Consider the following 20301-nt stretch of genomic DNA (forward strand, 5'->3'; position numbering starts at 1 on the left):
TCATGCCGCCGCAGCACTTCCGGCCGGGGCAGCCCGATGGAACGTGCGACGCTCGCGCCGAACGGTTTGTTGACGAAGTCGAGATAACGGTCTGTCATCACTGCCTGATGTGCGCCTGGGCGCGTGCATTAAGGTGTATTAAGTGCTTTAGATGCATTCGGGATCATGCCGGGATTGCCTCCGGCTCGTTCGCGAGCGCCTCATGGCGTTTTTGCAACGCATCGAGCATACCGAAATCCGCTCCGAAGTCGTCCACCTTCACGACTTCCACGCCGTAACGCGCGTAGTCGGAGAGTACCTGAGCTTCTTCTGCATCGATAAAACCCTTCGCTTTGCAATCTGCCGCCCAGGCATCGAGGTCGGGCAGGCTTTGGGGCATCGGCGGAATGTGTTTTGATTTGACCGCGTCGCGCAGCTTGAGCTCGATCTGAGCGTATCGCGGATTGAGCGCGAACATCAGCTCGCCGTAACCAATCGGGTCGACGCTCGCATCAGGCGCATATGAGTCCGCGATCAGGCGTTCGCGCGCTTCGCCGGGCGTGGTCATCAACTCGGCAATCAGTGTTCCGAGCCGGTCGCCCGGCACGCGATGTGGCAGGCCGAACGGGAATGCGAGCACGCGCACGAGGCCTGCAGCGACGCGGTTCGGGTAGTTTGACAACACAGCATCGAAAGCAGATTGCGCCTGATGCAGCGCATCTTCGACGCCCCATCGCACGAGCGGGAGATCGGCGTCGCGGCGGCCGTCGTCTTCGAAACGCTTGAGCGTCGCCGAGATCAGGTAAAGCTGCGAGAGGATATCGCCGAGTCTTGCCGACAAACGCTCTCGCCGCTTCAGTTCGCCGCCGAGCACGAACATCGAGACATCGGCGAGCAGGGCAAACGCCGTCGCCATGCGTGTCGATGCGCGATAGTAGGGCACAAGACGTGCATCGGCGCGGGCGGGTTTCGGAATCAGCACGCTGCCGCCCAGCGCGAATACAAGGCTGCGCACCATGTTCGATGCCGTGAAACTGGCGTGGCCGAAGAAGGCGTTATCGAAATCGCGCAGGCCTTTGGCCCGGTCCGAATCCCGTGTTGCGGCCATCTCCCTGAGCACGTACGGATGACAACGTATCGCGCCCTGACCGAAGATGATCAGGCTGCGCGTGAGAATGTTCGCGCCTTCCACGGTGATGGAAATGGGCACTTGCTGATATGCGCGAGCCAGGAAATTAGATGGCCCCATGCAGATGCCTTTTCCTGCGACCACGTCCATGCCGTCGTTGATGACTTTGCGCGCGCGTTCGGTGATGTGATATTTGCGATCGCCGATATCACCGATGGTTTCTCGCCCAGATCCACCGCTTGCGCCGACAAGCGCCGCGCCGCGTCCATCACATAAAGGTTGCCGCCCATGCGTCCGAGCGCTTCCTGCACGCCCTCGAACTTGCCGATCGCAGTACGGAACTGCCGGCGCACCGCCGAATACGCGCCCGTCCCGCGGACGGCGAGCTTGGCCATCCCCACATTCGACGACGGCAACGAAATCGCCCGTCCCGCCGCGAGACATTCCATCAGCATGCGCCAGCCGTTGCCCACTTGATCGCGTCCGCCGATGACCCAGTCCATTGGAATGAACACGTCGTGGCCCCAGTTCGGCCCATTCTGGAACACCGCATTCAAGGGCCAGTGACGACGCCCGATGTTGACTCCGGGATGCTTGGTCGGGATGAGCGCGCAGGTGATGCCTGGTTCATCGGCGGGGCCAAGAAGATGGTCGGGATCGAGCGCACGAAACGCAAGACCGAGTACGGTTGCGATGGGCCCAAGCGTGATGTAACGCTTTTCCCAGGTCACCCGGAAGCCGAGCGTCTCGCGGCCTTCGAACACACCCTTGCACACAATGCCGATATCCGGAATCGCAGCCGCGTCCGATCCCGCATAAGGACTGGTCAGCGCGAAGCAGGGGATTTCATCGCCACGCGCGAGACGCGGCAAATAGTGGTCCTTTTGCGCTTGCGTGCCGTAGTGCATCAGCAGCTCGGCAGGACCGAGCGAGTTCGGCACCATCACGGAAACGGCGGCAGCCGAGCAACGCGTGGCGAGCTTCATGATCACTTGTGAATGGGCATAGGCGGAGAACTGCTTGCCGCCGTACTGCTTCGGAATGATCATGCCGAGAAAGCCCTTTGACTTGATGAACGCCCACGCTGCTGGCGAGAGATCCTGCCAGACGGCGGTCGTTTCCCAGTCATTGGCGATATCGCAGAGCTGGGTGCATTCCCCTTCGATGAAATCGCGTTCTTCCGCCGTCAAGACCGGCGCGCCGGTTTCAAGCAGCGTGTCCCACTTGGGGCGTCCCGAGAAAAGCGCCGCGTCCCACCAGACCGTTCCCGCTTCAATGGCGTCGCGTTCGGTCGGGGACATCTGCGGGAGGATCTTGCGGAAGAGATCAAAGATGGATCGGGTCAGGATCACGCGGCGCAGCGGCTTGATTGCGAGTATTAACGCGGGCACCACAAAAACGATGGCGAGAAGCGTGGTGACAACCGGCCCGGCGATGCCGGCGAGCCATCCGGCCGCGATCCAGATCAAGGCCCACACGAGCCATGCGGTCGCTGGCGCCTGGATATAGATCAACGCGCCGCTCACTATGAACAATGCAATCACGAAGCTGGCTGTCATGACGACCTCTCCTGATAGTGTCCGATGCTCGGGTCACGCGGTGACGACGGAGAACCAGTGTGCCAGTGCGCCAAATACACATTCATCAGCACATTGTGTACCCGTCTTTCGGTCCGCGTTTCAGGCCAACGCTGGTTGCGGTTCCTTCGTATCGATCGGCGCCGCGTTGCATTCGGCGAACATCGACTGGAACGGACACATCTCGCGTGTCACGGCTTGCGGCGCCTTGAGCGCCGCCACCATGATGAGCGCAAGACGTCCTATTAATTGCGGATCTTCGAGGCGCCGCCCCTGCGTAAAGTCATCGATCAGGCTGTTCGTGTCGGCACCAGCGAGAATGCCCGATAGCGATCCAATGCAGAAGTGCAACCGCCAGCCGAGTTCTTCGCGCGGCAAGTGGGGCAGCACGCTCTGGAAGGCGCAGAAGAAACGTTCGGCGACGTCGGTGTACATCGTGCGCAGGTAAGCTCGAATGAACGGCGACGGGTCCGTGTACGCGCGTCCGAGCAGACGCAGCAACGCCGGGCCGCTTCGCTCAGGGCAACGCGACTGCTGCAACGCCGGAATGAACATCGCGCCGAGAATGTGTTCGCATGTGAGTTGCGCGCCGTGCATCGACTGGAAGCGTTCAAGCAACACGAGGCGATTGCGGTTAAGACCGTCGAGACGCCGCGTCAGCATGGCGTGGATCAGCGCGTCCTTGCCGCCGAAGTGGTAGTTCACTGCAGCAAGGTTGGCGTTCGCGCGCGCCGTGATATAGCGCAATGACATGGCCTCGTAGCCCGAGTCGATGTACTGCGCTTCGGCTGCATCGAGCAGCCGGGTCTTGGTGTCGGCGGGGCGAATGGACGGGATGGAACGACTGGGCACTGGCGTCTCCGGAATAGTCTTGGCCTCTGATTGAAACGGGCGTTTAACCGAAGATAAAAACCTTTGGCCAGATGGACAAGCCATTTAATGGAGCGTGCTCTCTAGAAAGAGAACGATCGTGCGGCGAAGGGGAGCAGAAAGCGGGGTGCCGGACGGCACCCCGGAAGGAGCTGGAAGCCTTATGGAAGCCTATAGGGAAGCTTAAGTGGAAGCGCGTGCCACTACCTGCTCGGCGGATTCGGTCATGTCGATACCTCGCCTTTCGCGGCTGAAGAAAATCAGCGCAGCGATCACCACGGCGACCGTGCCGCCGACGAGCGCCATTGCGAGTCCATAGTTATCCCCGTTCTTGACGGCAATCGACGCCTGCATGGTCGCATTCACCGATGCCAGCAAGTTCCCCAGTTGATAGATGAGTCCAGGGAAGGTGGCGCGGATTTCGTCGGGGGAGATCTCGTTCAAATGAACGGGGATGACACCCCACGCGCCCTGTACCGATATCTGCATGAGAAATGCGCCGGCCGCGAGCGCAACCGGACCGCTCGAAAATGCCCACAGCGGCAACACCGGCAATGCGATCAGCGCGGCGATGAAAATTGCCCATCGACGCCCGATTTTTTCGGACATCGACCCAAAGAAAAGGCCGCCGCAAATCGCGCCGATATTCAGGACGATGGTGATCAGCGAAACCGTATGGGGATCGAAGTGATGTTGCTCGCGCAGGAAGGTGGGGTAAAGATCCTGGGTGCCGTGCGAAAAGAAATTGAATGCCGTCATCAGGATGATGGAATAGACGGACAGTTGCCAGTTTTGCTTGAGTGTCTTCAGCAAACTTGGCCGAGGCCGCTTCTCCATCGCTTTCCATGCGGGCGATTCAGGTACATGCGCACGCACGTAAAGGACCAGGAGAGCCGGGGCCACGCCGATGAAAAACATGCCGCGCCAGCCGACATATTGATAGGCAACGCCGAACACGATCGAGGCCAGCAAATAACCGCTTGGATATCCCGCTTGCAAGAGGCCGGAAACGAATCCGCGCGCTTTGGTCGGCACCGTTTCCATGGTGAGGGCAGAACCTACACCCCATTCGCCGCCCATCGCAATGCCGAACAGCGAACGCAGTACCAGCAGCGTGAAGAGGTTTGGAGAGAAGCCGGACAATAACTCGAGCAGTGAATAGATCGCGATGTTGATCATCAGCGTGGGACGGCGGCCGTATTTATCAGCGAGACGGCCAAAGATCAATGCGCCTATGGGACGCATTGCGAGCGTCAAGGTAATCGCGAATGCGACCTCCGGAATCTTTGTATGAAACTCGGCGGCAATATCTTTCAGTATGAAAACCATCAGAAAGAAATCGAAGGCGTCGAGTGTCCAGCCCAAATAGGCCGCTATCGTCACGTTCCTTTGTTCTCGCGTCCAGCTCATTGCCGTATTCCCCTATTCGCGTAATCTAATTAAAAGAACGACGAGGCCGCGGTCTCCTTTGCGCCGCGCCGCATAAGGCGCCCGGCTTGCGTCGGCACGAGGAAGTGTACGCCGCTGTTTAAGCGGATGCTTGAAACGATCGGCCGGATTGGTATTAACCCCGGTAATTCTGTGAGCGGAATACACCGCGGGGCAATCGGATGGCTTTCGAGGTATTCAGCGGTTTAAATATATTGAAAGTATTTTGAATTGATTTTGTATTAATCAATACATTCAAGCCGCTCTCAACCAGCGCGACGAACTTCTGGACATCGACCCGGACGATTTCGAATCGCTGATGCGCGACACGCAAATGCTCGCGTACGCGCGCTTGTTTCGCGATCTGGCGTGTGCGGACATCATGTCTAGCCCCGTTCTCACGGTCGTGGCGTCTGCGCCCGCGACGTCTGCCCGGGACTTGCTCAAGCGCCACGATGTCAAGGCGCTCCCGGTGATCGACGACGCAGATCGGGTCATCGGTATCGTGACGCGCTCGGATTTGATGGACAAGTACAGTGCCGCCACCGCCTTCGACGTGTCGAGCATCTCGCCGCGCTGGTTGAAGCGCAGCACAGCTCCGCTGCCCTTGGTGCGTTCACTGATGAGCCACCACGTTCGCACTGTCGAGGCAACCGCGTCTATTGCCGACCTGGTGCCGATCTTCGCGGCCTGGGGCCATCATCACATTCCCGTGCTCAACGCCGACAAAAAGCTTGCAGGAATGATCACGCAGTCGGATCTGCTCGCGGGTTTGTATCGGCAGGCTTATGCAGACCAAACGCGCGCGAGTGAGACGGCCACGGGCTGATGCGAATCCGGCAGCGAGTCCTGCTATATATTCGGTTTAGCTGCGCGACGGATCACCGATGACAGAACGGACTCGCGCCTTGGTCAAAACCGACTTCGAGCAGCTATCGGAGTTCCGCTACCAGATGCGCCGCTTCGAGCGATTCTCCGAGCAAGCCGCACAAAGCGAAGGCATCACGCCACTGCAGTACTTGCTGCTGCTTCATATCAAGGGTTATCCGGAGCGCGAATGGGCGACCATTGGCGAGCTGGCGGAACGGCTCCAGGCGCAACATCATGGCGTTGTAGCGTTAGTCTCACGATGCGAAGCGCTGAAGCTCGTCAAGCGGGAGGCCAGCGAGACCGACCGCCGTCAGGTTGAAGTGCACCTGCTCAAGACCGGCGAGAAACTGCTTGCGCGACTGGCGGAGCTGCATCGCGCGGAACTCCGGTCCTTGACGAGTTCGTTTCGTGTCCCGCAGATCGATCTATGAAGCGGCTAGCTCCATTCGGTATCGGCGCCTTCGTCGGGGTCTTGAAGCGTCATGCCCGCCGATGGCAACGGCAGCGCCGTTTTGTACCGCACCTGCTTGAGCGCAAAGCTCGACCGAATGTTCGATACCCCTGGAATCTTCGTCAGCCTCTCCACGATAAACCGCTGCAGCGCCTGAATGTCCGGCACCATAACGCGCAACAGGTAATCGGCATCACCCGTCATCAGATAGCACTCCATGACCTCGGGCCGTTCGCTGATCGCTTCTTCGAATTGCCGCAGCGCGTCTTCGTCCTGCTTCGCCAGACTCACCTGAATGAACACGTTGATGCGCAAGCCGAGCAACTCAGGGTTGAGCAGCGTCACCTGCTGCTTGAAAAGGCCCAGTTTTTCGAGCGCGCGAACCCTGTTGAAACATGGCGTCTGCGACAGGTTCACCGCCTGCGCCAGCTCGGCATTGGTAATGCGCGCGTTCTGCTGCAATTGGTTCAGGATCCCGATGTCGATCCGGTCCAGGCGTTTAGGCGATGTCGTCATAACTCGAATATTCTGGAAAAGTGGGACGGCGCAGAATAATTACACTATCCGTAGACCGCCTGAAATGCAAATCAGAGGCACATTCTGTGCAACGGTAGCTAAGCTGTAGTGATATGCAGCGGACTTGTCCCTATCGAAACGCGGAGCCACGCCATGACCGATTTATCCAGCGGAACCGAACATCTGATTTCCATTTCGCGGGGACGCGACGACAGCGATCCGGCCGAAACCGCCGAATGGCTGCAGGCGCTGGACGCGGTCACGGAACATGTCGGCCGTGACCGTGCTCAGTATTTGTACGACCGGCTCGCGGAGCACGCGTTGTCGATCGGAATCGAGTCATCGCGGGCGCGAGTCACGCCTTACACCAACAGCATCCCGCTCGCCGAGCAGCCCCGATATCCGGGCAATCTGGAGATCGAAGAGAAGCTTGCCGCCGCACTGCGATGGAATGCGCTCGCCATGGTCGTGCGTGCGAACAAGGCATACGGTGAACTGGGCGGCCACATTGCGAGTTATGCATCGGCGGCGGATCTGTTCGAAGTCGGCTTCAACCATTTCTTCCGCGCGGCCGCGCCCGATGCCGGGGAAGGCACGGGTGGCGATCTCGTGTATTTTCAGCCGCATTCGTCGCCCGGCGTTTATGCGCGTGCGTACCTTGAAGGTTTCCTGAGCGAAGAGCATCTCGAGCATTACAGGCAGGAAATCGCGGGGCCGGGGTTGTGTTCATATCCGCATCCGTGGCTCATGCCCGACTTCTGGCAGTTCCCGACCGGTTCCATGGGGATTGGTCCGATCAACTCGATCTATCAAGCGCGCTTCATGCGTTATCTGCACAACCGTGGTCTCGCAAAAACGCAGGACAGGAAGGTTTGGGGCTTTTTCGGCGACGGAGAAATGGACGAGCCCGAGTCGATCGGCGCGTTGTCCCTGGCCTCGCGCGAACAGCTCGACAACCTCGTCTTCGTGATCAACTGCAACCTGCAGCGGCTCGATGGCCCGGTGCGCAGCAATGGCCGCATCATCGATGAACTCGAAGCGCAGTTTATCGGCGCGGGCTGGAACGTGATCAAGGTCCTGTGGGGATCGGACTGGGATGCGCTGTTCGCGCGCGACCAGGGTAACGCGTTGTTACGTGCATTCGCGCATACCGTCGACGGCCAGTTCCAGACGTTCTCCGCGAACGACGGCGCGTACAACCGCGAGCGTTTCTTCGGCCAGAACCCGGAGCTTGCCGCGCTGGCATCGCATTTAAGCGATGAAGACATCGACCGCTTGCGCCGCGGCGGTCACGACGTGCGCAAGCTTCACGCAGCGTACGCGAAGGCGCTTGGGCACCGCGGCCAGCCGACCGTGATTCTCGCGAAGACCATGAAGGGCTTTGGCATGGGGACATCGGGCCAGGGCCGCATGACGACGCACCAGCAAAAGAAGCTCGGCTTCGATGACCTCAAGGCATTTCGCGATCGTTTCCGTTTGCCGCTCTCCGACGCGGATGTCGAGGCGGTGAAGTTCTACAAGCCCGCCGACGACAGCCCCGAGATGCAATATCTCCACGCACGACGTGGTTCGCTTGGCGGGTATCTGCCGCGGCGGCGCAGGGTGGCATCGAAGGGATTGGTCGTACCTTCCATTTCGAGCTGGGGCCAGTTCGCGCTCGATGCCGCCGGCAAGGAGATGTCGACGACCATGGCGATCGTGCGCATGTTCGGCAGCCTGATGAAGGACCCGTTGCTCGGTTCGCGCGTGGTACCGGTCGTCGCCGACGAAGCCCGTACCTTCGGCATGGCGAACATGTTCCGCCAGGTCGGCATCTATTCGCCGCTTGGCCAGTTATATGAGCCGGAAGACCTCGGGTCCATGCTTTATTACCGCGAGGACACGAAGGGGCAGATTCTGGAAGAGGGCATTTCGGAGGCGGGCGCGATGTCGTCGTGGATTGCCGCCGCGACTTCTTACAGCGTGCACGATCTGCCCATGCTGCCGTTCTACATCTACTACTCCATGTTCGGCTTCCAGCGTATTGGCGACATCATCTGGGCAGCAGCTGACCAGCGTGCGCGCGGCTTCCTGATCGGCGCAACGGCAGGCAAGACGACGCTCGGCGGCGAGGGGCTACAGCATCAGGATGGCAGCAGCCATCTGGTGGCATCGACCATACCGAATTGCCGCGCTTACGACCCCGCGTTCGCGTACGAGCTTGCGGCGATTGTCGATGAAGGCATGCGCGAAATGGTCGAGCGCCAGCACGACGTCTTCTACTACATCACGGCGATGAACGAGAACTACGCGCAACCGTCGGTGCCCGGCGGCGATCTCGCGCTTGTGCGCGAGGGGATTCTGAAGGGCATGTATCCGCTCGCGACTGGATCGGACGGTTTGGCGCGGGTGCAATTGCTCGGCGCCGGCGCGATCCTCGGCGAAGTGATCGCGGCGCAGCGGATGTTGCATGAGGACTGGGAGATCGATGCGGCGGTGTGGAGCGTGACGAGTTTCACCGAGCTGCAACGCGATGGTATGGCATCCGAACGATTGGCGCGGCTTGGAGAGGATGTGCCTGCGCCTTACGTCACGACGGCGCTGGGATCGTCGCGCGGTCCGGTGATTGCGGCGACTGATTATGTGCGCGCCGTGCCTGAACTGATTCGTGCATACGTGCCGCGACGTTACGTGGCTCTGGGCACCGATGGTTTCGGTCGCAGCGACACACGTCAGGCGTTGCGCGAATTCTTCGAGGTGGATCGTGCGTCGATCGTCATTGCTGCGCTAAAGGCGCTTGCAGACGAAGGCGAAATCGATATGTCAGTGGTGCGCGCGGCTTCGCAGAAGTATGGGAAAGCGGGCAAGGGGCAGGCTGCGCCCTGGCAACGGTAAGCGGCACGATCTAAACAACACTACTGGCTACCCGCTGCGCCGGCGCCGGGCTTCACGCTGCCGTCGGGTTGCGGGACTTCCACGGGCTTGACCTCGACAGGAGCGGTGCCGTTTTCCTTCAAGCCGAGTTTATCGGCGGTCTTGGGCGACACGTCGACGATCCGGTCCTTCACGTAAGGGCCGCGATCCCGGATTTCGATCACCTCGGTTTTGCCGTTTTCCAAATTCGTGACACGGGCCTTGGTGCCTAGCGGCAAGGTCTTGCTCGCGGCGACATTGGATTGGGGGTTCATCGGCGTACCATCAGCCATCTTTTTCGAGTAGAAATTTCGGCCGTAGTACGAAGCCGTTCCCTTTCGTGCCTTGCCGGTGCGATCGAGATTTTTATGATGGGCTCCCTTCGCGCTCGACTCGCGGGCAACACTCGATGCTGCTTCTGTCGCGTGAAGCGCGGTGCTCACGCAACACGACACGATCACGAGTAGAAGCGGTTGAAGCCTGTGTCTTCGCTGTGGTTTTGAACGGGCGGCACAAAAGTCGATCTTCAATTACTGCTCCCCTTTTGCCTGTCAAAAGCATTGGACGTCCAATTCGGCGAAAATGGCGCCGAGATTCGGCGGACGCACGCGCTCTCGAAAGGTTCGCACGTCGATGCGGGGTGTATGTGCGGTGTCGTACATAATTGCGTCAATCAACAACGCGTCGCTCATCAGCGCAGAGGTTCGCGAAACGCTATCAAGACAAACGGACACGCGAGAATGGACAAACAAACCTTACAGGCTTACGACACCGACGCTGCCGGCTTCGCGAAGGAATGGCACGAGCAAGCGGCGCCTGTCGACATGTACGACTTGCTGCGACATCATTTCAAACCCGGACCGACCGTCGATATAGGTTGTGGTTCCGGCCGCGAAGTTGCGTGGCTCGTGGCGAACGGTTACGACGCACACGGCTTCGATGCATCCGAAAGCCTGCTGCAACACGCACGTGCAACGCACCCGGAGATTCGCTTCAGTTTCGCCGCGCTCCCGGATCTCGCCGGCGTTGAAAGGGGCGTCTATGAGAACGTCCTGTGCGAGACGGTGATCATGCACCTGGAACCTGAAACGCTTCCCGACGCGGTACGCAGTCTGCTCGATCTGCTGCGTCCCGGCGGCACGCTTTACCTGAGCTGGCGGGTCACGCAACACGCATCGCAACGCGACAAAACCGGCCGCCTGTACGCCGCTTTCAATAAACAAGTGGTCCTCGATCAGCTCGGTGCGCAACATGCCATCCTGTCCGATACCGAGCAGACCAGCGTTTCGTCGGGCAAGACGGTGCATCGGCTGATTGTTCGCAACACCGCGGCCGCAGCGGCTATCGATGCCGGTCGAACAACGCGCGAAGGTTGACGGCAAGGCTCAGCAGTATCGCCAGGGCGCCGAGTGTTTCGAGTAGTGGAGACAACATCGCGTCGGATCTCCTGATGATTCTGGAAGACCTGCAGTAGAAGCAACCTGGACCAGTTGCGAGCAGAGGATCAATCGATGTCATTCTGCCGGGATTGCCAGCCACCACAATGTGGATGATGCGAACTGTGCCTTAGGGTATAACTAAGGCTGATCCACTCGAACGATCCTCTCGATGCGCTTTGACCTCATCGACTTACGCCTCTTTCTCTACGTGCTGGAAACCGGCAGCATCACACATGGCGCAGCGCAGGCGAACATGTCGCTGCCATCTGCAAGCGCGCGTCTGCGAGGCATGGAAGAGGCGTTGCGCATGCCGCTGCTCGAGCGTGGTCGGCGAGGCGTGGAGACCACCCCCGCCGGGGATACACTCGCGCACCACGCGCGGCTCGTGCTTGCACAAATCGAACGCATGCAGGGTGAACTGGGCGAGCATTCCGAGGCCCGCAAGACCCGCATCCGGCTATGGGCGAACACTGCTGCAGTCACCGAATTCCTGCCGCGTCCGCTAGCCGAGTTTCTTCGCGATCACCCGAATGTTCACATCGATATGAAGGAGCGGCAAAGCGCTGAAACCGTCAAGGCGGTGCTCAACGGCTCGGCGGAAATCGGTATCGTGGCCGACGCCGTGGAGCACGGTTCGCTGCAGGCGTTTCCGTTCGCCACCGATAAACTCGTGCTGATCGTCGCGCGTGACCATGCATTGAGCGGCCAACGCAAGGTCGCGCTCAGGGACGTGGTCGGGGAAGATTTCATCGGCCTGAGCGCGGGCAGCGCGCTCTCGGAATATCTCGGCGAGCAGGCGTTGTTCGCGGGGCAGAATTTCTATTTCCGTGCGCGCATGCGGACCTTTGAAAACATCTGCTGCATGGTGGAGCATGGAGCCGGAATCGCGATTGTTCCGGTCACTGCGGCGCGGCGTTATGGGGGAACATTGGGTGTGCGGATCGTGGAATTGACCGATCGTTGGGCGCCGCGCCAGCTTCTGATCGTCGTGCGCGATCTGGACGCGCTGCAACGGCCGGAAAGGGCGCTTGTCGATGGTCTGATTCAGGTTCAACAGGTCAAATCGAAATAACCCTTCGCCATGCATACGCCGTTGACCAGGATCTCCACATCATGCCTTCCGGCGTAATGCACGCGCGTGGTGAAGTCGCGGATGTTCTGCGTGCGTTCTATTGAAACGCGCTGGCGTGCGTCGAGCGTCAGTTCCTTGAGCTTGAAGACCTTCGCGGCTGTTGCGCCGGATTTCTTCACATAGTGCATGCGGTAGTCGATCACGAGGCGCTGGCTTTCATCGCTTTTCGATGCCAGTTCGAACGACAACGTGACCCGCTCACCAAGCGTTATCGCAGCCGGCGAAACGATGAACTTGCTCAGCTTGACCTCGGGCGTGCCGCCCGCGCCGATCAACGCCAGCGCGCGGCCGTTACCGTCCTTGATCAGCGAGCGCAACGCACGTTTTGCGATCCACGCGGTATGCGCTTGATCGATGGGCCACGTCTTCAACCGGTCCAGGACCCATTCAGGATGCACCTTCGTGACATCGTTGAGATGGTTGGCGACGGACTTGCGCACATAGAGGCTCGGGTCCGCGCGCAGATTCTCCAGAATAGGGGCGGCGAGCGCCGGGTCGGCCATGATGGCGTCGAGCCGGAACGACCAGGGCAGGCGCGGGCGTGAACCCTCGCTTGCAAGCCGGCGCACGTGATCGCTTTCATCGCGCGACCAGACTTTCATGATGGCTAGCGCCCGCTTCAGGTCCTGGCGCAGGAACTCGCGGACGGCGAATTCGGACGAACCGAATCCCGTGAAGTACTTGAGCGCATCCATGGAAAGCTCGAAGTCGTCCCGGCCGTACTGCCCGACATAATCGGGAAGAACCAGCGTCGAAAATCCTTGCTGCATGTTCGGTGCGAGCACGCGAAGAATGTTTAGCGCTTCGCTGAAATCTTCCGGAAGCGTCGCGTGCAATGCATGCGTCATGCGGCGCAGGCGTTGCATCAGGCTTAGGGTTTCAAGGTCCGCGAGCGCGACCTTCAAAAAGCGGCGCGTATCGAATGAAGGATGGACCGCCTTGACCTCTCGTGCAGCCAGGCGAAAGCGGGCTTCGTTGAAAATTTCCTTGAGCGCGGGGTTTTCGGTGACCGTCATCGTTATCGTTTTTTGGGTGAAGGGATTGCAAAGCATAGCCGCAACGCCTGTCGGATTGTTTCAGGAGGCGCGAACCGTGCCTCAAGTATCGCTGTGATTAGCCGTTAATACCGGCGTCACCCTACGCACGTTCCATCTCGCCTTCGACCACTCGACGCTTATTCCCGCGAACGTGTCTCGCTATCCACGCTTCATCGGGACGCATCGCGCTGCCTTCGCCGCAGCGAATCGCGTTCAATCGGCTGCGTTTCACCGGGTTCATCGACAGGAAGGCCGGGATGCACGCGGACAACATCGAATATCTCGTTTTAATGAGTCGTCAACATGCTTAAAAAAATAAGTGTCTCATCCGGCCTGCTGTTCGTGCTCGCCGTGTTTTGCCTGTTCCAGGTCCTGACCGAAGGCCTCGGTTTCTGGTCCCTTACCTCCACGCATGCCGACGTCAGCAACCTCTCGGACATCGCACTCAGGCAGGCCAACGCCGTCAACGAAACCACGCAACGCCTGATGGACGCCCGCATCAACCTGTCGCGCGCCGGCACGCGCATGGTCCGTGGCGGCACGGAACCTGTTGAGATTGTCCAGCACGCGCGCGAACAACTCACGCTCGCCGACAAATCGTTCAGCGCGTTCCTGAACGCACCCAAGACCGGCGATGAAAACCAGGCGCGCGCCATCGCATTGCAGGAAAAATTCAAGGCGTATCACGGCGCGCTGAGCGAACTGGCGCAATTCCTCGATGGCAACAACATCCAGGCGTTCCTCGATCAGCCTACGCAAGGTTTTCAGGACCGTTATCTCGCCGAACAACGAACCTTCGCGAATTTCAGCGATGCCGCCAGCCAGTCGTATCTCGATTCCATCGATGCACGCCTGAACCTTTTCCGCGGCGTCGGTCTGGCGATTTTCGTGGCGCTGGTCGCGGGCGTGGTGCTGGTTCACATCGCGTTGCGCCGGGGTGTGATCGCACCGCTCGAAGAAGCGGGGCGTCACTTCGAACAGATTGCAGAGGGCAAGCTCGACGAGCGCATCGCCGATCGCGGCAGCAACGAGATCGGCCGTCTCTTCGCGAGTCTCTCCGCGATGCAGGCAAGCGTTGCGCATACTGTCAGGACGGTGCGCGAATCGTCCGATTCCATCAACCTCGGCGCCGATGAAATCGCCACCGGCAACGCCGACCTTTCGGCACGCACGGAGAACCAGGCGGCATCGCTTGAAGAAACAGCGTCGAGCATGGAAGAGCTGACCGCCACGGTGCGCCAGAACGCCGATCATGCTCGCGATGCCAACAGTCTCGCTGGCGACGCGTTGACCGCGACCTCACGAGGCACGGGCGTGGTCGATCAGGTGGTGGAGAAGATGAGCAGCATTGCGAAGAGTTCGGACAAGATCGCGGAGATCATTTCGGTCATCGACGGCATTGCGTTCCAGACCAACATTCTCGCGCTGAACGCGGCGGTCGAAGCGGCGCGTGCGGGTGAGCAGGGCCGCGGATTTGCTGTGGTCGCAAGTGAAGTGCGTGGTCTTGCGCAACGCAGCGCGCAATCGGCGAAGGAGATCAAGGCGCTGATCGGCGAATCGGTTTCGCAAGTGAACGACGGCTCCGCGCTCGCTGAACGCGCCGGCGAGGCGATGCGTGAAGTATCGACATCCATATCCCGCCTCACGCAAATGATGGCCGAGATCAGCGCGTCATCGCTTGAACAAAGCACGGGTATCGAGCAAGTGAATCAGGCGGTCGTCCAGATGGATGAAATGACGCAGCAGAACGCCGCGCTGGTGGAGCAGGCGGCCGCTGCCGCGACGTCGCTGCATGAGCAAACGCGTCATCTGAAAGCGGCGGTCGCGGTGTTCAGGATCGCTTGAGGCGCGCCTGAATCAGTCAGCTATTGGCCGGTCGTTTCGGCGGCGGTTCGCGCGAAGGAACCTTTGAACGTTTTCCAGCCGAGCGTCCAGCCCATGCGCGCAATCATCAATCCGATCAGCGCTGCGGCGACGCGGTCCGACATCGGCACGCCGGCCATGCTGCCCAGGATCCCAAGCACGGCAACACACGCCGATATCGCATCCGAGCGCGCATGCCACGCGCTCGCAACGAGAACGCTCGAGCGGGTGCGTTTGGCCACGCCCATGATGTAGCGAAACAGCGCCTCCTTGGCGACGATCACGAACACTGCAACCACGAGTGCGGCTGCATGAACGGAGGCGCCGTTGCCAGCGTCGTTCATGTGGCTGAGACTCGTCCAGAGCGTTTGCATTCCGGTTGCAATCAGCAGGATCGCTATGAGAAGGGACCCCGCGGTTTCATATCGATCGGACTGGTTGAATGCGTAACCTGCCCGGCGATGCGCTGCCGCTGCGCTCAGGCGCAACGCGATCAGCACCATGCCGTCGGCGCCGAGATCGGCCAGGGTATGAACGCCGTCGGCGAGCAGTCCATCCGAAAAAGCCATCCATCCAATGACGATCTGCACCGTCATCAGCACCGCATTCAAAAGGACACTCGCTTGGGCTGCTCTGAAGGCAGAGGCAGTGTCATGCTTTTCGCGGCCGTACTCGGACGTCGACGACATCGTGGGGACTGTTTTTTGTGGTGGTACAGCACCGTAACCGCGTCGCGTGGCGAAGATATGACACGGAGGCGTTGAACGGAAGCAGTCGGGCAGAAACGAGCGGACAACAAAAAACCCCGCGAGCCAAAAGCATCACGGGGTTTCTCGATGTTTCCTTACTGCCTGAATCTTTGGTGCCCAAGAGAGGACTCGAACCTCCACACCTTGCGGCGCATGGACCTGAACCATGTGCGTCTACCAATTCCGCCACCTGGGCCAAGCGGTACAGCGAAGACCGGTATTGTAGCCAACCGTCCCGCGCTGTCAATGGGCGAGTGAGAAATAGCCGGTTGCCGGCTGTTCAAGACCCTAAACGATACCCACCGGCACGCGGCGCGCAAGCGCGCACATCAGCTCGTATCCGATCGTGCCTGCGCTGCTCGCGACATCGTCTATGCGGATCTGGCCGCCCCACAATTCCACGCGCGAACCCACGCGTGCGGCGGGAACGGGCGTGAGGTCGACGGTCAGCATATCCATCGAAATCCGTCCGACCAGGCGCGTCTTCACGCCGTCCACCGCGACCGGCGTGCCGGTTGGCGCGTGCCGTGGATATCCGTCGGCATAACCGCACGCGACCACGCCGATACGCATCGCGTGCGGCGCCGTGAAGGTGCGCCCGTATCCGACGGTTTCGCCCTCGCGCAGTGTCTGGACGCCGATCAATTCGCTGCGCAGGGTCATGGACGCCTGAAGCGGCACATCGGCGATATGTTCGGCCATACCCGTCGGCGACGCGCCATACAACACGATTCCCGGGCGGACCCAGTCCCGATGCGTGCGCGGATGCCAGAGCACCGATGCCGAGTTCGCGAGGCTGCGTTGTCCCGGCATGCCGGCGGTGGTGGCGTCAAAGCGGTCCATCTGCCAGTCGACTTCGCCTTCGTCAGCGTTGGCGAAGTGGTTCATCAGCGTGATCTCTCCAATAATTATGCATTCGCGCGCGCGATCCCACGCGGCGCGATAGACGTCCGGCGCAAAACCCAGGCGGTTCATGCCCGAGTTCATCTTGAGATAGATATCGATGGGACGCGTTGCTTTGCAGCTCGCTAGCAGCGCGAGTTGTTCATCGCAATGGACGGCGGTGGTCAGGCGGTATCGATCGGCAATCTGCACGTCTTCTGTCGTGAAAATGCCTTCGAGCAGGAGAATCGGTTTGTTCCAGCCGAGTTCGCGCACGCGGACTGCCTCGTTCAGGTCGAGCAGACCGATGCCGTCCGCCGCGTCCAGCCCCGGATAAATCCGTTCGATGCCGTGACCATAGGCGTCCGCTTTCACGATGCCCCAGATGCGCGCCCCGGCAACTCTCTGTCTGGCGACTTCGAGATTGTGCCTGACGGCGTTGGGGTGGATTTCGGCGAAGATCGGGCGTGGCATGGCAGAGGAGTAGGTGGGGAGTAGAAACCGTCAGGGGCGGATCGCGTTCTGTCCGAAGGCAAGCCAGGCGGGACCGGAAGCGCCGGATCGCAGGGATTGCCACTATCGTAACGAGGCGCGCGCAGTTTTTGTTTTTGTATTAATGCGCTTGCGCAGGTGTATCGACTGACATTCGAGCTGTCGTTGTGACTGGGGCTTGGAGCCGGAAACGAAAAAGCCTTCCGGTTAAGGAAGGCTTTTTGTAAAACAAGGCTGCTTTTGCGGAGCAGAAACTATGTGCATCAACTTCTACTACGAACCGCGAAGCCTTGCTTCAGCTTTTTGGTGCCCAAGAGAGGACTCGAACCTCCACACCTTGCGGCGCATGGACCTGAACCATGTGCGTCTACCAATTCCGCCACCTGGGCAGTGTGCGTATGCAGCAAAGAACGTAATTATAGCCGGGCTTGTCGCCCTGTCAAGCATTTTGAGACCCAAAGTAAAACGGGGCCGCGAGCCATTGTCCATATGGCTTAAGCGCCGATATGGCCTCGTTTGCGGGTGTTAGAATGATTCGCAGACTATTCGTGAACGAACCGGAACAACGTTAAGCGCAACGTCCCGGCAACGCGCCGGCCCACCGCTTTCAGGACGGCGGGCAAAGTCAGGACGGGAAGCCCGGAGCGCGTTACCCGTGCGTTGCCCGATTAACCGCGACATTCAGTTAGACGAGAAGAGATCATCGATAAGCCCTTGAACAAATATCCGTATCCGATTCCGAGCCGCGAAGAAATTCTCGGCGTGTTGCGCACGAGCGAAGCCCCGCTTGCTGCGAACGACATCGCTGAAGCTCTGTCGATCAAGCGCCAGGAGCGCGAAGGATTTTTCAAGCGATTGGGAGCCATGGAGCGCGACGGCCAGGTCCGTCTCGACAAACGCGGCTACTACCAGCTCACGCATCCCTCGAATTTCGTGGCGGGCCGGGTCCAGGGCCATCGCGACGGTTTCGGTTTCCTGATTCGCGACGACGGCCAGGACGACCTGTTTTTGCCCAACGGCGAAATGCAGAAAGTCATGCACAACGACCGCGTGCTCGCGCGGATCGTCGGCTATGACCGCCGCGGACGTCCGGAAGGCCATATTGTCGAAGTCACGGATCGCGCGAATAAACGCATTATCGGCAGGCTGATCAGCGAAAACGGCGCGCTGATTCTCGTTCCCGAAGACAAACGCATCGGTCACGACATCCTGATCACGCAGAACCCGAAGAAGGCGAAAGTGGGGCAGGTGGTATCGGTGGATCTCACCGATTTTCCGAGCCGTCACTCGCAGCCGCTCGGGCGTGTGGTCGAAGTGATTGGCGATATCGACGACCCGGGCATGGAAATCGAGATTGCGGTGCGCAAATACGGCGTGCCGCACGAGTTCAGCGATCGCGCGCTCGAGCAAGCCTCGAAGCTGCCCGACGAAGTGCGTCCGGCTGACATCCGGCATCGCGTGGATTTGCGCGATGTGCCGCTCGTGACCATCGACGGTGAAGACGCACGCGACTTCGACGACGCCGTGTATTGCGAACCCATGAATGTTGGTCGGGGTACAGGCTTTCGCTTGCTGGTCGCGATTGCCGACGTCTCGCATTACGTGCGCCCGAATGAAGCGCTGGACGTGGACGCGCTCGATCGCAGCACGTCGGTGTATTTCCCGCGCCGCGTGATTCCGATGTTGCCTGAGAAGCTGTCCAACGGCTTGTGTTCGCTGAATCCGCAGGTTGATCGTTGCGTGCTGGTCTGCGACATGGTGATCACCGCGCGTGGCGAGATCAAGGCGTACCAGTTCTACCCGGCTGTGATGCATTCGGCGGCGCGGTTGACGTACACGGAAGTTGCATCTGTCCTGACCAATACGAAGGGACCCGAAGCTGCGAAGCGCGCTGATCTTCTGCCACAACTGCAGAATCTCTATGGCGTGTACAAGTCGCTGCACGCGGCGCGCCAGAAGCGCGGCGCGATCGACTTCGATACCACCGAGACGTATATCGTATGTAACGCGCAGGGCAAGATCGAGCAGATCGTGCCGCGTCACCGGAACGACGCGCACAGGCTGATCGAGGAGTGCATGCTGGCCGCGAACGTCTGCGCCGCGGATTTCCTGAAGCGCAACAAGCACCCGGGGTTGTATCGCGTGCATGCCGGGCCTACGCCCGAAAAGCTCGAGAATCTGCGTGCGTTCCTGCGTGGCGTGGGACTGGCGTTGGGCGGTGGCGAGAAGCCGCACGCAAGCGATTACGCCGCGCTCATGGCGATGGTTCGTGACCGGCCGGATGCGCAAATGCTGCAAAGCATGGTGCTGCGTTCCATGCAGCAAGCCGTGTACAGCCCTGACAACATCGGCCACTTTGGACTCGCGTACGAAGCGTATGCTCACTTCACGAGCCCGATCCGCCGATATCCGGATTTGCTCACGCATCGCGCGATCTACGCCATCCTGCAAGGCAAGAAGTACCAGCCTGAAGTCGGTCACGACGTCACGCTCAGCACCGGATTGACGAAAGCCGCACGCGCCATGCAGAAGTCCGACGACGAGTCGCGCAGCCGTCAACGCAACAACGTCGCGATCTGGGAAGAACTCGGACTGCATTGTTCGTCGAATGAACGGCGTGCCGACGAAGCCTCGCGCGACGTGGAAGCCTGGCTCAAGTGCTATTTCATGCGCGACAAGCTTGGCGAAGAGTACGGCGGCATGGTCAACGGCGTGACGACGTTCGGCATTTTCGTGCAACTGGATTCGTTGTTCATCGAAGGGCTGGTGCATATCACCGAGCTCGGTGCGGACTACTTCCAGTACGACGAGATCAAGAACGAGTTGCGCGGCGAACGCACAGGCATCCGTTACCGCATGTCGGATCGCGTGCGCGTGCAGGTGAGCCGCGTGGATCTGGATTCGCGCAAGATCGACTTTCGTCTCGTCCGCGATACACCCGTCAAGCCGCCCGGCCGTTCATCGGCGCCGGCTGCGGCGGTTGAGCACGCGGGCA

The 20301-nt window shown here is 60.1% G+C and carries 14 protein-coding genes, 2 tRNA genes and 1 pseudogene; 7 read left to right on the top strand and 10 right to left on the bottom strand.

What is annotated here, in order from left to right; all coding sequences use genetic code 11:
* Positions 1-163: 163 nt before the first annotated feature.
* The 3 genes and pseudogenes from ACRXB1_RS10030 to ACRXB1_RS10040 form a co-directional block, all read right to left on the bottom strand.
* Positions 164-2667, bottom strand: a pseudogene (locus ACRXB1_RS10030) (acyl-CoA dehydrogenase).
* Between the two features lie 120 nt (positions 2668-2787).
* Complete coding sequence (locus ACRXB1_RS10035) at positions 2788-3552, bottom strand: TetR/AcrR family transcriptional regulator (protein ID WP_375507473.1); 765 nt, start codon at positions 3550-3552, stop codon at positions 2788-2790.
* A gap of 186 nt (positions 3553-3738) precedes the next feature.
* A complete protein-coding gene (locus ACRXB1_RS10040; protein ID WP_061999612.1) occupies positions 3739-4965 on the bottom strand; it encodes an MFS transporter in 1227 nt (408 codons plus the stop codon).
* Positions 4966-5302: 337 nt separating this feature from the next.
* Here ACRXB1_RS10040 and ACRXB1_RS10045 point away from each other — a divergent pair, with 337 nt between their 5' ends.
* Both ACRXB1_RS10045 and ACRXB1_RS10050 read left to right on the top strand, forming a co-directional pair.
* On the top strand, positions 5303-5812 hold the full coding sequence (locus tag ACRXB1_RS10045; RefSeq protein ID WP_449491922.1) for a CBS domain-containing protein: 510 nt from the start codon (positions 5303-5305) through the stop codon (positions 5810-5812).
* 58 nt (positions 5813-5870) lie between these two features.
* Complete coding sequence (locus ACRXB1_RS10050; protein WP_449491923.1) at positions 5871-6284, top strand: MarR family winged helix-turn-helix transcriptional regulator; 414 nt, start codon at positions 5871-5873, stop codon at positions 6282-6284.
* A 5-nt stretch (positions 6285-6289) separates the two neighbouring features.
* Here the strand turns inward: ACRXB1_RS10050 and ACRXB1_RS10055 are convergent, their stop codons facing one another.
* Positions 6290-6820 (bottom strand): Lrp/AsnC family transcriptional regulator, encoded by a 531-nt coding sequence (locus ACRXB1_RS10055; protein ID WP_061999611.1) that lies wholly within the window; start codon positions 6818-6820, stop codon positions 6290-6292.
* A 153-nt stretch (positions 6821-6973) separates the two neighbouring features.
* On the opposite strand from ACRXB1_RS10055, the gene mdeB reads away from it, so the two are divergent.
* Positions 6974-9694 carry an alpha-ketoglutarate dehydrogenase gene (mdeB, locus tag ACRXB1_RS10060; RefSeq protein ID WP_449491924.1) on the top strand — a complete coding sequence of 907 codons (2721 nt, stop codon included), beginning with the start codon at positions 6974-6976 and terminating at the stop codon, positions 9692-9694.
* A 20-nt stretch (positions 9695-9714) separates the two neighbouring features.
* On the opposite strand, the gene ACRXB1_RS10065 is transcribed toward mdeB, so the two are convergent.
* Positions 9715-10173 carry a septal ring lytic transglycosylase RlpA family protein gene (locus tag ACRXB1_RS10065; protein ID WP_449491930.1) on the bottom strand — a complete coding sequence of 153 codons (459 nt, stop codon included), beginning with the start codon at positions 10171-10173 and terminating at the stop codon, positions 9715-9717.
* A gap of 279 nt (positions 10174-10452) precedes the next feature.
* Between ACRXB1_RS10065 and ACRXB1_RS10070 the strand changes: the two genes are divergently transcribed.
* Both ACRXB1_RS10070 and ACRXB1_RS10075 read left to right on the top strand, forming a co-directional pair.
* A complete protein-coding gene (locus tag ACRXB1_RS10070) occupies positions 10453-11088 on the top strand; it encodes a class I SAM-dependent methyltransferase (protein WP_449491925.1) in 636 nt (211 codons plus the stop codon).
* A gap of 232 nt (positions 11089-11320) precedes the next feature.
* Positions 11321-12223, top strand: a complete 903-nt coding sequence (locus ACRXB1_RS10075; RefSeq protein WP_174363226.1) for a LysR substrate-binding domain-containing protein — start codon at positions 11321-11323, stop codon at positions 12221-12223.
* Here ACRXB1_RS10075 and ACRXB1_RS10080 read toward each other — a convergent pair.
* On the bottom strand, positions 12202-13299 hold the full coding sequence (locus tag ACRXB1_RS10080; protein WP_449491926.1) for a DNA alkylation repair protein: 1098 nt from the start codon (positions 13297-13299) through the stop codon (positions 12202-12204). The genes ACRXB1_RS10075 and ACRXB1_RS10080 overlap by 22 nt on opposite strands.
* Positions 13300-13623: 324 nt before the next feature.
* Between ACRXB1_RS10080 and ACRXB1_RS10085 the strand changes: the two genes are divergently transcribed.
* Positions 13624-15165, top strand: a complete 1542-nt coding sequence (locus ACRXB1_RS10085; RefSeq protein ID WP_174363228.1) for a methyl-accepting chemotaxis protein — start codon at positions 13624-13626, stop codon at positions 15163-15165.
* Positions 15166-15185: 20 nt separating this feature from the next.
* On the opposite strand, the gene ACRXB1_RS10090 is transcribed toward ACRXB1_RS10085, so the two are convergent.
* The 4 genes from ACRXB1_RS10090 to ACRXB1_RS10105 form a co-directional block, all read right to left on the bottom strand.
* Positions 15186-15872: a cation diffusion facilitator family transporter gene (locus ACRXB1_RS10090; RefSeq protein WP_449491927.1), complete on the bottom strand. Its 687-nt coding sequence runs from the start codon at positions 15870-15872 to the stop codon at positions 15186-15188.
* 171 nt (positions 15873-16043) lie between these two features.
* Positions 16044-16128 (bottom strand) — tRNA-Leu (locus tag ACRXB1_RS10095).
* A gap of 92 nt (positions 16129-16220) precedes the next feature.
* Entirely contained in the window at positions 16221-17288 is a 1068-nt protein-coding gene (gene alr / locus ACRXB1_RS10100) for an alanine racemase (protein WP_449491928.1), read from the bottom strand.
* Positions 17289-17610: 322 nt separating this feature from the next.
* Positions 17611-17695 (bottom strand) — tRNA-Leu (locus ACRXB1_RS10105).
* A 325-nt stretch (positions 17696-18020) separates the two neighbouring features.
* Between ACRXB1_RS10105 and rnr the strand changes: the two genes are divergently transcribed.
* On the top strand, positions 18021-20301 hold a 2281-nt coding region (gene rnr / locus ACRXB1_RS10110; RefSeq protein ID WP_449491929.1), incomplete at its 3' end, for a ribonuclease R.

The organism is Caballeronia sp. M23-90 (assembly GCF_053574605.1).

Bases quoted from the DNA above. Each gene is read 5' to 3' on its own strand.
- ACRXB1_RS10040 (WP_061999612.1), bottom strand. From the start codon at position 4,965: ATGAGCTGGACGCGAGAACAAAGGAACGTGACGATAGCGGCCTATTTG.
- ACRXB1_RS10045 (WP_449491922.1), top strand. From the start codon at position 5,303: ATGCGCGACACGCAAATGCTCGCGTACGCGCGCTTGTTTCGCGATCTG.
- ACRXB1_RS10050 (WP_449491923.1), top strand. From the start codon at position 5,871: ATGACAGAACGGACTCGCGCCTTGGTCAAAACCGACTTCGAGCAGCTA.
- ACRXB1_RS10055 (WP_061999611.1), bottom strand. From the start codon at position 6,820: ATGACGACATCGCCTAAACGCCTGGACCGGATCGACATCGGGATCCTG.
- mdeB (WP_449491924.1), top strand. From the start codon at position 6,974: ATGACCGATTTATCCAGCGGAACCGAACATCTGATTTCCATTTCGCGG.
- ACRXB1_RS10070 (WP_449491925.1), top strand. From the start codon at position 10,453: ATGGACAAACAAACCTTACAGGCTTACGACACCGACGCTGCCGGCTTC.
- ACRXB1_RS10075 (WP_174363226.1), top strand. From the start codon at position 11,321: ATGCGCTTTGACCTCATCGACTTACGCCTCTTTCTCTACGTGCTGGAA.
- ACRXB1_RS10080 (WP_449491926.1), bottom strand. From the start codon at position 13,299: ATGACGGTCACCGAAAACCCCGCGCTCAAGGAAATTTTCAACGAAGCC.
- ACRXB1_RS10085 (WP_174363228.1), top strand. From the start codon at position 13,624: ATGCTTAAAAAAATAAGTGTCTCATCCGGCCTGCTGTTCGTGCTCGCC.
- ACRXB1_RS10090 (WP_449491927.1), bottom strand. From the start codon at position 15,872: ATGTCGTCGACGTCCGAGTACGGCCGCGAAAAGCATGACACTGCCTCT.
- alr (WP_449491928.1), bottom strand. From the start codon at position 17,288: ATGCCACGCCCGATCTTCGCCGAAATCCACCCCAACGCCGTCAGGCAC.